Genomic DNA, 12,563 nt, shown 5'->3' with positions numbered 1-12,563 from the left:
TCCCCCCCAACGCCATGTGCACCACCACTCCCTGCGCAGGAAGTCGGTGGGGCCGACTTCCTGCGCTTACGGGCGGGTGGTGGCTTGGGTGCGGCAGTGGGTGAGGGCGTATTTGAGGCGGGTGTCGGGGTTGGGGGTGGTGGTGAGGAGTTCGCCGGCGGTAACGAGGGTGGTCCAGTACAGGGTGGGGTTGCCGGTGCGGAGGAGGGGTCGGGCGGCGGCGAGGGAGAGGTAGGCGGCGGTGAGGTTTCCGGTGGTGAACCAGCGGTGCAGGCCGTGGTGGTGGCCGGGTCGGATGCCGCCCATGGCGTCGATGGCGGTCAGGAAGTGGTCGACGACGGTGAGTTCGGTGTCGGTGAGGGAGGCGGGGACGTCGAAGACGCCGAGGGCTTCGAGGAGTTCGCCGGTGTCGGTCTCGGAGCCCGTGCGGGGGTTGGCGAGGAGGGCGTCGTGGCACTCGCTGAGGCGGCGGACGGTCTCGGCGAGGGGGATGGTCAGGGCGAGGCAGACCGCGCGGGCCGAGGGCACCGGCTTGTGGGTGCGGCGGGCGAGGAGGGCGTAGGTGTCGGCGGGGGTGCGGCCGCGGGAGAGGGCGTGGCCGGCGAGGGTGGTGAGGTGCATGGGGGGTTCGGACTTTCAGGCGGTGACGAGGGCGGGGCCGGGGGCGGGCGCGATGTGGGCCCAGACGTACTTGCCGATGCCGCCGGGGCGGTTGGCGCTGCCCCAGCGTTCGGCGAGCCGGTCGACGAGGAGCAGGCCTCGGCCGTGTTCGTCGTCTGGGGTTGGCGTGTGGAGGGTGGGGTGGTCGGTGCCGGCGTCGTGGACTTCCAGGCGCAGACGGGAGCCGGTGACGGTGAAGCGGACCTCGATGTGGCAGTCGTCGGGGGCGTCGGAGTGCTGGACGGCGTTGGCGAACAACTCGCCGAGCAACAGTTCGGCGGTGTCCGAGTACCGGTCGCCCGCGGGGAGGGCGGAGAGGTACGCGCGGAGCAGGTAGCGCGCCAGAGGCGTGGACTCGATACGGGAGTCGAGGCGCGCGACGAACATGCGGGGGCGACGAGCAGTGAGCATGACGATGTACCTCTGGGGGCGGAGGGGCGTGCGACAGGAGCGCGCACAATCACGCTGCGCATGCAGATGATTGCGTTCCGGTCTCAATGATCCGGGTCGCAGAGGTACGGTGATGGCCGAAATCAGGTACCACGCACACGCGGTACGTCTGGGGGTCAGGCATGGCACACCGGCGACTCAAGAGCGAAGTGACGGCCAGTTCGGCGCGGATCTTCGGCGAAGAGCTGCGGTTCTACCGGGAGATGGCCGGCTACACGCAGGAGCAGTTGGCGAAGCTGCTGCACTGCACCAGGCCGAACATCACCAGGTACGAGTCCGGCCAGCGGCGCATGCCGCCGGACATGGTCGTGCAAGCGGACCTGTTGCTCGACACAGGCGGATCGCTGAAGCGGCTCTGGGACCGGGTGGACTGGAGCGCGGGGGTCGAGCATCCGGATTGGTTCCAGAGTCATGTCGACGCGGAGGCCGAGGCGCTCGGCGCCCGGGTCTACCAGTGCGGCTATATGCATGGCTTGCTGCAGTGCCAGGACTATGCGCGGGCGCTCTTTGCCGCTGGCAATTCGACGGCACTCATTGAGGAACGCACGGCTGCCCGTCTGGCTCGGCAGCAGCGGTTCCTCGTGCAGGACGGCCCGCTGCTCCTGGCTGTTCTCGACGAGAGCACGATTCGAACGGTAATCGGCGGGCCCGAGGTGATGAGCCGGCAGATGGAGCACCTGCTGGCCATCTCAGAACTGTCAAACGTGATCATTGAGATTGCACCGTTCGCGGATCGTAGGACCGTCATCCCTACGTCGATGGTTCTACTGGAGATGCCTGATGGGCAGAACTACGTCTACTCGGAGAGCTTGGACCGAGGGCATCCGAGCAACGATCCGGAAGTCGTAGCCGCGCACCGGCGCGCCTATGATCGGCTTCGCAGCGAGGTACTCTCAGGGAGTAACTCGCTTGCGCTGATCCGTGATGCGCTGGAAGGGTACAAGGATGACGCGGAACGAGCTCGCCGCAGCCGACTGGCGGAAGAGCAGCTACAGCGCTCCCAACGGCGGCGACTGCATCGAGGTGGCCCCCGGATTCCCCGGCCTCGTTCCCGTGCGTGACTCGAAGGACCCCCTCGGCCCGGCCCTCGTCTTCCCGGCCGCTGCTTGGGCAGCATTCGTGGCGGCCGTTCAGGACGGCGAGTTCCCGGGCCAAGGCTGACCGGGAACTCGGTACACGAGAAGAACACAGGCCGGGCTCAGGCGCCCAGGTGGGTCAGCAGCGTGTCGCCCGACGGGTACGGGAGTTCGGCGGGCAGGAGCTTCCGGGCCTCCTCCAGTTCCCCGGCCCGCACGTGGGCGTGGATCGTGTGCGCGAGTGCGGTGACGTCCTCCACCGAGACGATCCACTCGTCCGCATAACGCTCGGTGGCCTCGCCGGTGAGGCCGAGCTGAAGCGACCGATGGGGCAGCGGTTCCAGATGCAGGCCGCGTTCGGGGTCCCACTGTACGCGGGCCGGCGACCGCCTCAACTCCCGCTTCCAGGTGGCCTGGTCGGGGTGCAGCCCGTGCTTGTAGTGGGACAGGCAGCTGTTCTCCAGGGCCCATTCGAAGCCCTCGCGGGTGATCTCGACCGCGAGGACGGTCTCCTGTCCTTCCTTCTTCGCCCATCCGCAGCGGTACATCATCCAGAGGAACGACGGTTTGATCCATGTCATCCGGTCCCTCTTCCACGCCGCCGGAAAGCGGCCGTCCCGGGCGGCGGGCAGCCCGATCTCCGGGGCGTACGCCTGGTAGACGGTCACCGTGGAGGGGGTGTGGAGGGCGCGGATCTGATACTTGGGTTCTGGCACGCTGACCAGCCTCGATCCTCCGCGAGCATTGCGCCAGCGGATTATTCCGGGCGGCGTGGGGTTCCTCGGCGCCGGTCGTGGAGCCGCTCCGCTCTCGAAGGTCACGCGACTACGGCGCGGGCGATCAGGGTTCCGATGTGGCCGGGCTCGGGAGCGTCGAGAACTCGCACATCCGGGTCCGTGAACCCGGCCGTCAGCAGCAGTCGCGTCCAGTCGGCCGGCTCGTAGCTGTACCGGTAGGTGAACATCGCCGGGCCCGCGAACCCGCCCTTGTACATGCCCTGCGGCCCGTACGCGCCGGGGATCGCCGGGGGGTGCGAGAAGACCAGGACCCCGCCCGGATTCAGCCTCTTGGCGATCAGCGGCAGCAGCCTCTCCGGGTCGGTGAACCAGACCGCCCCGAAGATCGAGAAGACGGCGTCGTACGTCTCCGTGCGGCGGCGCAGATGGTCCAGCACTTCGGCACAGACGAACCGTGCCCCGAGATGACCCCACCGTTGCGTGATGTTGGCGACCATGACCGGGGACAGGTCCACCCCGGTCACTTCGACGCCCCGCTGCGCCAGGAAGGCCGCCGCCCGCCCGGTGCCGCATCCCAGCTCCAAGACCGTCGCCGGATCGTCCAGCAGTTCCGGGCCCGGTCCGTGCCCGCGGTACTGCGACCAGCAGAAGACGGGGTCGGCATCCTCCTTGAAGGCGCTCCCCGCATAGGCGTCCCACAGTTGGCGTTCTGCCTCGATGTCGTGCGGTACGGGCAACGTGACGTCCTCTGTGTCGAAGGAAACCAAGGCGGTGCCCCCGCCCCCCCAGGTGGAGTCCGGGGGCCGGAGGCACTCCAGCGTCGTGTCAGTGGCTGTCGGGCACCTTGTTGTCGCACGGGGAGCAGTCGGAGGCGTCCACCGACCACAGCTCGTCGTCGACGTCGAACCCGTTTTCGCGCAGCAGGTCCGCGGTGCGCATCACCGTACCGTCCCAGCGGCCCCGGCTTTGGTTGACGGCGCGTTCGATCTTCTGGTGACCACCCCTTGTGAGTGGTCCTTCTCCGAATGCCACGTCAGCGGGCCCCGGGCCTGGCAGGGTGTCGACACCACCTCGGCGATCGCCCGCGCGATCGCCGACCTCCTGGAGAAGGGCTCCGACTCGTGATCACATCGGACCGGCTTCGCGCCGCCCTGGTGGACGGCCTCACCGGGGACGACGCGGTCAGCGATCCGGCGTGGCGGGCCGCCGCGCTCGCCGTGCCGCGGGAGTTGTTCGTCGGGTCGTTCTTCGTGCCGGTCCCGGGCAGCAACCCGACCGCGTACCGGCCCGTGCACCGGACCGACCCCGGGTGGCTGAAGCAGGTCTACGCGAACGAGACGCTGATCACCCAGCTCGACGGTCATGTCCGCCCCGAGGACGTGACCGGGGGCACCGTGACCGGGACGCCGTCGTCGTCCTCCACCCTGCCGTCCCTGGTGCTGGGCATGTGGCAGCAGCTCGATGTCGAGGCCGGGCACCGGGTGCTGGAGATCGGCACGGGCACCGGCTACTCGACCGCCCTCGGCGCGCATCGCCTCGGGGACGCCAACCTGACCAGCATCGAGTACGACCCGCTGGTGGCCGAGCGTGCCGCCGCCGCGATCGGGGCGGCCGGGTTCGCTCCCCGGCTGATCGTCGGCGACGGGCTGATCGGCGACCCGGACGGCGGCGAGGGCGCGTACGACCGGCTGATCGCCACCTGTGCCGTCCGGTACCTGCCGCCCGGCTGGCTGCACCAGGTGAAGCCCGGCGGTGTCATCCTGGCCACCCTCTCCGGGTGGGGGTTCGGCTTCGGACTCGTCCGCCTGGTCGTCACGGCCCCCGGCGAGGGAACGGGCCGGTTCATGCCCGGCTGGACCAGCTTCATGATCGCCCGCCCGCACGACCGACCGCCGCGCCAGAGCATCTCCCTGCTCCCGGGGGACGAACGGCCGTCCCGGATCGACCCCGAGGTCATCAGCACCTGGACCGGCAGCTGGGTCGCCCAGCTCGCGGCGCCCTCGGCCGAACGGATGGGGGCCGTTGGGCACCAGATCCTCTGGGACGTGGCCACCGGATCGCAGGCCCGGACCGCGCCCGTCCCCGGCGGCGGGTGGACCGTGGTGCAGCGCGGCCCGCTCCGGCTCTGGGACCAGGTGGAGAGCGCCGTCGAAGCCTGGCAGCGGGCCGGCGAGCCGCACCAGGAGGGCTTCGGCCTCACCGTCTCGCCGACCGGGCAGCGGGTCTGGATCGGAAGCGAGGACGGACCGGGCTGGAACCTGCCGATCTGACCCCTCCATGCCCCGTGCGAGCGGATTCTTCAGCTACTGCCGTCAAGACCTGAAGAAGCCCCACCGGAAACGATCCGGTGGGGCTTCCTCAGTGCAACGGTAGGGGTGGGGCGGGGTGGGGCTCTCTCTTAACCCCGCTCAGAACCCGTAGGGCGCGGAGCGAACTCCACGTTCTCGAATTCGAAGTCCGCCTGCTCGATTGCCTCCTGCCGCGTGGGATGGCACGTGTCCGTCAGGACTTCCCAGTCCGCAGAGCAGTAGAACAGGTAGTAATCAGACTCTCCGTCGTACCGTGCGATCGCCAGGTGGGAGATTTTCTCGTCGAGGCTGTCGATAGAGTGCCTGGTCCGGCCGGTGGGCCGCTGCGCGTCTCCCACCGGCGCGTACAGCTCGACCGAAGCGCCGTCAAGGACGGCCGGCACAGGTGCACTCATGGCCTGATCTCCACACTCGTGTTCTCGACCACTCGGCCGTTCTCGACCGCCTCGAAGTGGATGTGATGGCTCTTCGACGTAGTCTCGTGCTTTCCGTAACGAACTATACGACTGCCATCACTTGACACGTACCGGCCGACTCCCTCTTCCCGGTACCCGGCCCCGAGCCAACGTTCGGCAAAGTCCATGGCCTGGTCCTGAGTGATGGTTCCGCCGTGAAACTCCGGAGCCCGTCCACGAGGGGTGGCCGCCACCTGGGAGGAGTTGGTGGTGAAACAGTTCGGTCCGGAATTGTGAACCAGTACCGGCGTGTTCCCTGCCAGCACGTAGTACGTGTGCAGGTCCCGCACCGTCAGGTTGTGGGCGGGCTGGACCAGGTGGAAGTGTCGGACCTGGGCCAGGGCGAAGACCGTGCCGTCGGAGCTGCGGACGGTGTCGTCCGTGGTCAGGTCCCCGGCGTTGACCCAGGCGTCCCGGTTGACGCTCCAGAACGGGTGGTGGTCGGTCGCGGTGACCTCGCCCCGGCCGTCGGCGAGGAGGAGCGTGGTGAAGTCGGCGTCGTCCGGGGTCACCATGGTGGCGTCGACCTCGCGAGCGGCCGTCTTCCCGGTCTCCGGGTCGGTGGCGAGGACGAGGTCCCCGACCTTCAGCTGTTCGATGGGCTTGGTCGTCCCGTCCGCCATCCGAACCGCGACGCCCGCCGGGAAGCTGTCGCAGGACATGGCGATCTGGTTGCCGGGTGCAGGCTTCTCGGCCGCGGCCGGCTTGGGCTTGGCCGACTTGTTGAACTTGGCCAGGCCCTTGCCGAGGGCACCGGCGCCGGCGCCTATCTCGCCCGGGCCGAACATGGCGATGTTCTCGAACTGCCAGTTCTTGAGCTGGTCCCAGAGCTCGTTGTAGATCGGGGACTTCTGGCATTCCTTGATCATGTGGCAGGCGTTCAGCGCCGCCGCCACGTAGTCGTGGGCGTCGGAGTCCGGGTCCTCTCCGAAGCGGTGACGCTGCTTCTGGAGGATCTTCAGGTTCTTGTTGGTCTGCTGGATCAGCTTGTTGAAGTCGGTCTTGCCGGTGGTGATCTGCACTCCGCCGGGAAGGACCGACTTCACGCTCTTGACGGTCTCGACGACCCAGTCGCCGCCGTTGACCGGCATCCAGTAGTCCTGGACGAGCTGGCCCTCGGGGGTGCGGCACTGGGCCGTACCGCCGCAGGTGCCGTCGGGCCGCAGCCCGGACGGGTCGCTGAGGGTGAGCGGGTTGTTGTTGCTGTACGTGTAGCCCGCCAGCGACTGCGGGTCGGTGCCGGCCAGGACCGGGTCCACGCTGATGAACCGGCCGGTGGCCGGGTCGTAGTCGCGGGCCCCGAGGTGGGTGAGGCCGGTGGGCTCGGCCGTGCCGCCGAGGAAGCCCCGGGTTCCGGCCCAGGTGGCGGGGTTGGTGCCGCGGCTGCCGCCGAAGGGCAGCGAGCGGCGCTGGTCCACGGCGCCGGTGGTGGCGTCGACGCCGATCTCGGCAGTGCCGTGGTGGTCGTTGACCTGGAAGGTCAGGCGGTTGTCGTCGGTACGGACCGCGGTGGCCGAGCCGAGCGGGTAGTAGCGGGTGGCGGTGGCCTTGGCGGCGCCCTTGACCAGCTTCAGCTCGACGCGGTCGAGGTAGAGGGTCCAGCTCTCGGCCGCCGGCTGGGCGGTGTCGAGGGTGTGGCCCAGCAGACGGTTGCCGACAGCGTCGTAGAGGTAGTCGGTGGTCTGGTTGGTCGTCGTGGTGGTACTGCCGTTGGTGGTCTGGACGGTCGCGGCGAGTCGGCCGACTCGACCCTCGGAGTCCCAGGTCAGGGCCTGGTCGCCGGCCTGGTTGCCGGACGGCGACTTGAGGTGCCGACCGGTGGTGTTGCCCGCGGTGTCGTAGTCGTAGCTCTCCACGACCGGAGCGCCGACCGTGCCGGTGACCGTGGAGGTGGAGCTCAGGCTGTGCGGTCGGGCCGCGGTGGCGGCGGGGTAGCTGTAGGTGGTGGTGGCGTCCTGGCCGGTGTTGCCGGTGGTGTCGTGCCGGGTCTCGGTGGCACGGGTGCCGTTGGTGTTGTAGGTCCAGCTGGTCCAGTACGGGGCGGGGCCGCCGAGCTGGGTGCCGCTGGGGGCCGTGCAGCCGCCGGTGCTGGGGGTGTAGGCCTCGGTGAGGCGGGCCAGGGAGTCGTAGCGGAAGCACTGCCGGTCGGTGCCGGAGCGCGAGGTGTCGGTGACGGAGGTGACGTTGCCGGCCTGGTCGTAGGTGTAGGCGGCGGCGCGGGTGGCGCCGGTGACGCCGTACTGGTCGGTGCGGCTGGACGCGAGGCGCTGGGTGCCCCACTCGTAGCCGTTGGTGATGTACACGTCCTTGCCGGCGGTGCCGTTGCTGAGCGTGGACTGCAGCGGCTTGCCGGTGAGGCTGTAGGTCTGGTTGGTGAGGTACTTCGTCAGGCCCTCGGCGGCCGTGGGCCGGTGCAGCGCGTCGTAGGTGAACGCCACCGACTCGGCCGCCAGGTTCCCGACGGCCGGGTACGCGATCGACTTGGCCTGCCCGTCGAGGCGGTAGATGGTGCCGCTGACGTAGCTGCCTGCCAGGGCTTCCTGGCCGGGGACGGACGGGATGGTGACCGTGGTGCGGGTGGGCCGGGCGAGGGTGTCGAACAGCGAGTAGGTGGTCTTGTACTGGTAGGTGGTGCCGCCGACCGTGCTGTAGCGGGTGCTGGACGACAGTTGGCCCTTGTTGCCGGCCGGGTCCCACGCCCGGGAGGTCAGCAGCGGGCCGGTCGCCGAGCCGTCGCGCGTCTCGATCGGCCGGGAGAGGTTGTCGTAGGCGGTGGCGACGGTCTTGCCGCCGCCGTCGGTGGTGCCGGTCAGATCGCCGCGGTCGTTGTACGTGCTGGTGGTGGTACCGGAGTCCGGGTCGACCGCCTTGGTGCGCCGGCCGAGCTGGTCGTACTGCCAGGTCCAGACACTGCCCGCGGGGCCGGTGAGCCTGGAGAGGTTGCCGGCCGGGTCGTAGCCGTAGGTGGTGGAGTCGTAGGCGCCGGTGGGCGCGGCGGACTTGTACTGGCGCAGCTCGACAGCCCGGCCGACCGCGTCGAAGACGGTCGTGGTGGGGGTGCCGCCGGTGGGCGGGGTGACGGTGACCCGGTCGCCGCCGTACTCGGTGAGCGTGGTGGCCAGCGGGGTGCCGACACCGTTGCCCGAGAGCGCGGTGGTCCTGACGACCCGCCCGAGGCCGTCGTACTCCGTTGCCGCCTGGGTCTCCAGGCCGGCGGTGTCGTCGATGTTGCGCAGCGTGCCGGAGGGCGCGCCGGTGGCGTAGTACGGGGAGTAGGCGAGCGCCGTCTGACCGCGCTCGTCGTAGAAGGTGTCCGCGATGACGCGGCCGCCGTTGTCGCCCGGGGCCTGGCCCTGCCGGAAGCGGCCGAGGCCGTCGTACAGGGTGTAGGCGGTCTGCTGGGAGCCGTCCTCGTTGAGGGTCTTGCCGGCGACGGAGACGATCTGGTTGTCGGCGACCGTGTAGGCGTACTCCTGGTCGGGGGTCTGCCCGGTGGCCTTGGAGCGGTCGGGAAGCCAGACCTTCAGGGTGCGGCCGAGGGCGTCGTAGAGCGTGTCGGTGCGGCGGTTGTTGGCGTCGATCGTGTCGACGGCCAGGCCGCGCAGCAGGTCGTAGTCCGTGGTGGTGGTCTGCGTGGTGGTGGCGTCGCCGGCCTTGGCGGGCGGGGTGGTCTCCACCGTCCTGGTGGGCCGGCCGGTGGCCGGGGTGTAGGCGGTGGTGCTGGTCCGGGCGTTCGGCGAGGCCGTGGTGACCGGGTTGGTGGCGCCGCTGAGGTCGTAGACCGTGCTGGAGGCCAGCTCGGTGCTGCTCAGCGGACGGCCGTAGCCGTCGTAGGCGACGGCGTGGTCCAGGTAGGTGGCGCTGTTGCCGGTGCGGGACTTGAGCGTCTGGATGAGGGTGATGTCGCCCTTGGCGGGGGCGGCGCCGAAGCCCTGGCCGTCGAACCGGTAGCGGATGTCCGAGAGCACCGCCGAGGTGCCGTCGGCCCGGGTGTCCCGGTTGACGTCGGTGGCGCAGTTCGCGGCGACCACCTCGACACGGGTGGCGCTCCTGAGGATCCAGGTGCCGGCGTTGTCGGCGTACGTGGTGCGGGTGCAGGTGTCGTCGTCGGGGACCGCGACGTCACCCTGGTTCTCGACCGAGGTGACCCGGCCGTAGCCGTCGCGGGTGTTGTTGGTACGGGTCTCGCGCCAGCTGCTGCCTGTGCCCTTGTCGAGCGAGGTGAAGGTGCGGGTGACCGTGGTGCCGGTGATGTTGGCGGTGGTGGTGCCCCAGTCGCGGACGCGCTTGGCGGTCTCCTTCTTCCACGGCGTGTTGACGTTCTTGCCGAGGATCACGCCGCCGGGCCTGTCGTACTGCTCGGTGCGGTACTCGTAGCCGGCCCAGGCGTCGTCGTCGGTCAGGACGGTGCCCTGGCCGTCGTCGACGGTGACGCCGCGCTTGCCGTTCTTGTCAGCGGGGTTGTTGCGGTCCTGGTCCATGCCGCGCAGGAACCAGTGGTCGGCCTGGGTGGTCATGCCGGTGACGCCACCGGTCTCCACCCGGGTGCGGGCGTAGCCGCGCCACTGGGACCAGGTCTTGAGCTTGTCCTTGGTCAGGCCGTCCTCGTCGTCGAAGTGCCAGGCGGCGTCGCCGAGGTAGGTGTAGCGGGTGACCATGTCGGGGGCGCCGCCGGTGCGGTCGGTGGCGATGACCGCGTCGACGACGTACTTGTTGAACCACTCCGTGGTGACCGGGGTCTCGTCGGAGGCCTGGTACATCTGCGGGAAGCAGCGGGTGGTGTTGGACTGCGGGGTGGGCAGGTTGTTCCAGTCGCAGGCCGCCGCCGAGTAGTTGACGTCGAGCTGGCCGCCCTGCTCGTCGGTGACGGTGCCGAGCCGCTGCTTGATGAACGGCATCCGGCCGTCGCCGACCTTGTCGAGCCGGTTGGCCATCTGCTTGTAGGCGAGGGTGGTCTTCGGCAGTGCGACGGACGGGGTCGTGGAGGACCCGGTGTGCTTGATCGAGTCCAGCAGGAGCTGGTAGTCGAAGTCGGCGGTGCCCCACTTGTGGGTCAGGTCCCAGGTGTCGACGGTGGCGTAACTGCCGTCGGCCTGGAGGGTCTTGGCCGCGATCTGGGTGAGGCGGGTGCGGGTGAAGAAGGTCGGCGAGTACTGCGTGGTGCAGTCGGTGCCGTCCTTGCAGTTCTGGTCCCACGGGGTGTCGTACCAGTACTGCCGGTTGGCGTCGATCTTCGCCGGGTCGCACACGCCCGCGCCGGTCTCCAGGCAGCGTTCGGCGGTGCCGAAGTCGACCCGGCCCATCGGCTTGACGGTGGCCGAGTACAGGTCGCCCTGCTGCTGGCCGTACTCGATGTGGTCCAGGCGCCCGCCGCGCACGTACGAGGTGCGGTCGGTGGCCTTGAGGTTGCGGCCGTAGTTGTTGGTCTCGGGGGTGTACCAGTAGGTGATGTCGTTGCCGTGGGCGTCGACCACCAGGTCCAGGTTCCACCGCCAGCCCTGCTGGCACCACGAGGACGCGAAGTCGGCGCCGTTGCACGGCTCGCCCGCGTTGTTGCCGTAGACCGGCACGGTGTAGACGGACTTGGTCTCCGGCTTGCCCGCCGACCAGTTCGGCAGGCGGTTGTAGCCGAAGTAGTAGGTGGTGCCGTCGGTGGTGGTGGCGCGGAAGTACTCGCCGTCGTTGTCGCCGTTGCCGCGGCCGGTGTCGCGGACGCGCACGACCTTGGTGGCGTCGTCGTTCTTGATCCGCCACTCGTCGCCGGAGACCGGGATCAGCTCACCCGAGTGCCCCGCGAAGCTGATGGTGGCGTTGTCCGTCCCCCAGCACAGGTCGCCCGGGTTGTTGGTGCCGGTCTTGGGCGCCCCGTCGTCGGCGCAGGCCTTGTAGCTGCGCTCGACGAAGCCCGGCGACAGGTCGAAGCCGTCACCGGCCCAGGAGGCCTGGTTGTTGCTGTTGGCCGTGCGGCCGTCGATCGCACCGGAGTTGTAGGACAGGCCGACCTTCGGCGTAAGCCCGCCCGGCATCGCCGTGAGCGGCATGTCGTAGGACCAGGTGAACGCGCCGCTGTTCAGCGCCGTCGACCAGGACGACGCGCTCGACAGCGGCGTCGCCCTGTAGTCTCCGCTCGGTCCGGCGCTGCCGGTGGTGGCCGCCAGCACCATCGCCCCCGGCGCGGACTGCAGGCGCATCGACCCGGCCGGGGCCGTGGTCAGGGCGTCGGCGGCGACGGTCTGCTTCGCCACGTCGTTGCCGCCCGGCAGCGGGGTCTGCACCCGGCATTCGGGCAGGTCGGGCGTGGTGAGCGCGCACTCGGGCAGGCGGACCAGCTTCAGGCGCGAGCCGAAGCCGGAGCCGGCGGCCTGGGCGAAGGACGAGTAGTCGACGGCCAGGCCGCTGTTCTCGTCGGCGCCCGTGACGGTCAGCAGCAGGCCGTTGACCCCGGCCTTGGCGGCGGCGTCCTGGCCGAGCAGCTCGACCTTGGCCTTGCCCGCCGCGCCCGAGGACGAGAGCGCGACCGGCAGCTTGCCGGCCTTGACGGCCTTGCCCTTCTCGCCGGGCACGTCGACGGTGGCGCTGCCCGCGCCGGGCAGGGCGCCCTGCTTGCCGTCCGTCCTGCTGACGGTGGTGTCGGCCTTGCGGCCCCTGGCCTTGGCGTCGGAGCCCTTGACGGGCTTCTCGGGTGAGACCGCGGACGGCTTGGTGTACGGTTCCGCGGCCGCCGCGACGGCGGCCAGCGGCAGTGCCGGCAGCAGCGACCCGACCAGGGTGCCCGCGATGATCGCGGACATTCTGGTGCGGGTCGGCCGCGGCACCGACCTCTTCCTGCTCATGGGTGGGACAACTCCTCGGGGAGAAAACGGGTGTGACGGACCA

At 69.8% G+C, this 12,563-nt stretch carries 10 protein-coding genes; 4 read left to right on the top strand and 6 right to left on the bottom strand.

What is annotated here, in order from left to right; translation table 11 throughout:
• Positions 1–66 precede the first annotated feature (66 nt).
• Together ACFWJ4_RS28475 and ACFWJ4_RS28470 are read right to left on the bottom strand one after the other, a co-directional pair.
• Positions 67–621, bottom strand: a complete 555-nt coding sequence (locus ACFWJ4_RS28475; protein ID WP_380548645.1) for a hypothetical protein — start codon at positions 619–621, stop codon at positions 67–69.
• A 15-nt stretch (positions 622–636) separates the two neighbouring features.
• Entirely contained in the window at positions 637–1,071 is a 435-nt protein-coding gene (locus ACFWJ4_RS28470) for an ATP-binding protein (protein ID WP_380548642.1), read from the bottom strand.
• A 161-nt stretch (positions 1,072–1,232) separates the two neighbouring features.
• On the opposite strand from ACFWJ4_RS28470, the gene ACFWJ4_RS28465 reads away from it, so the two are divergent.
• Together ACFWJ4_RS28465 and ACFWJ4_RS28460 are read left to right on the top strand one after the other, a co-directional pair.
• Entirely contained in the window at positions 1,233–2,171 is a 939-nt protein-coding gene (locus tag ACFWJ4_RS28465; protein ID WP_380548639.1) for a helix-turn-helix domain-containing protein, read from the top strand.
• Positions 2,134–2,271 carry a DUF397 domain-containing protein gene (locus ACFWJ4_RS28460; RefSeq protein WP_380548636.1) on the top strand — a complete coding sequence of 46 codons (138 nt, stop codon included), beginning with the start codon at positions 2,134–2,136 and terminating at the stop codon, positions 2,269–2,271. The genes ACFWJ4_RS28465 and ACFWJ4_RS28460 overlap by 38 nt, the downstream gene beginning before the upstream one ends.
• 37 nt (positions 2,272–2,308) lie before the next feature.
• On the opposite strand, the gene ACFWJ4_RS28455 is transcribed toward ACFWJ4_RS28460, so the two are convergent.
• Entirely contained in the window at positions 2,309–2,902 is a 594-nt protein-coding gene (locus ACFWJ4_RS28455) for a DUF4291 domain-containing protein (protein ID WP_380548634.1), read from the bottom strand.
• Between the two features lie 101 nt (positions 2,903–3,003).
• On the bottom strand, positions 3,004–3,660 hold the full coding sequence (locus ACFWJ4_RS28450) for a class I SAM-dependent methyltransferase (RefSeq protein WP_380548632.1): 657 nt from the start codon (positions 3,658–3,660) through the stop codon (positions 3,004–3,006).
• A gap of 256 nt (positions 3,661–3,916) precedes the next feature.
• Between ACFWJ4_RS28450 and ACFWJ4_RS28445 the strand changes: the two genes are divergently transcribed.
• Entirely contained in the window at positions 3,917–4,048 is a 132-nt protein-coding gene (locus ACFWJ4_RS28445) for a hypothetical protein (RefSeq protein WP_380548629.1), read from the top strand.
• Positions 4,045–5,193 (top strand): ATP-grasp peptide maturase system methyltransferase, encoded by a 1,149-nt coding sequence (gene tgmC, locus ACFWJ4_RS28440; protein ID WP_380548627.1) that lies wholly within the window; start codon positions 4,045–4,047, stop codon positions 5,191–5,193. The genes ACFWJ4_RS28445 and tgmC overlap by 4 nt, the downstream gene beginning before the upstream one ends.
• A gap of 128 nt (positions 5,194–5,321) precedes the next feature.
• Here tgmC and ACFWJ4_RS28435 read toward each other — a convergent pair whose 3' ends face one another.
• Together ACFWJ4_RS28435 and ACFWJ4_RS28430 are read right to left on the bottom strand one after the other, a co-directional pair.
• Positions 5,322–5,627, bottom strand: coding sequence for a hypothetical protein (locus ACFWJ4_RS28435; RefSeq protein WP_380548624.1), 306 nt, complete (start codon positions 5,625–5,627; stop codon positions 5,322–5,324).
• On the bottom strand, positions 5,624–12,520 hold the full coding sequence (locus ACFWJ4_RS28430; protein WP_380548621.1) for a polymorphic toxin-type HINT domain-containing protein: 6,897 nt from the start codon (positions 12,518–12,520) through the stop codon (positions 5,624–5,626). The genes ACFWJ4_RS28435 and ACFWJ4_RS28430 overlap by 4 nt, the downstream gene beginning before the upstream one ends.
• Between the last annotated feature and the right edge of the window lie 43 nt (positions 12,521–12,563).

Source organism: Kitasatospora sp. NPDC127067, from assembly GCF_042724755.1.
GTDB lineage: Bacteria > Actinomycetota > Actinomycetes > Streptomycetales > Streptomycetaceae > Kitasatospora > Kitasatospora lactacystinica.
The sequence above is the reverse complement of the archived record's forward strand: the minus strand, read 5'-3'. Positions and strand labels throughout refer to the sequence as shown.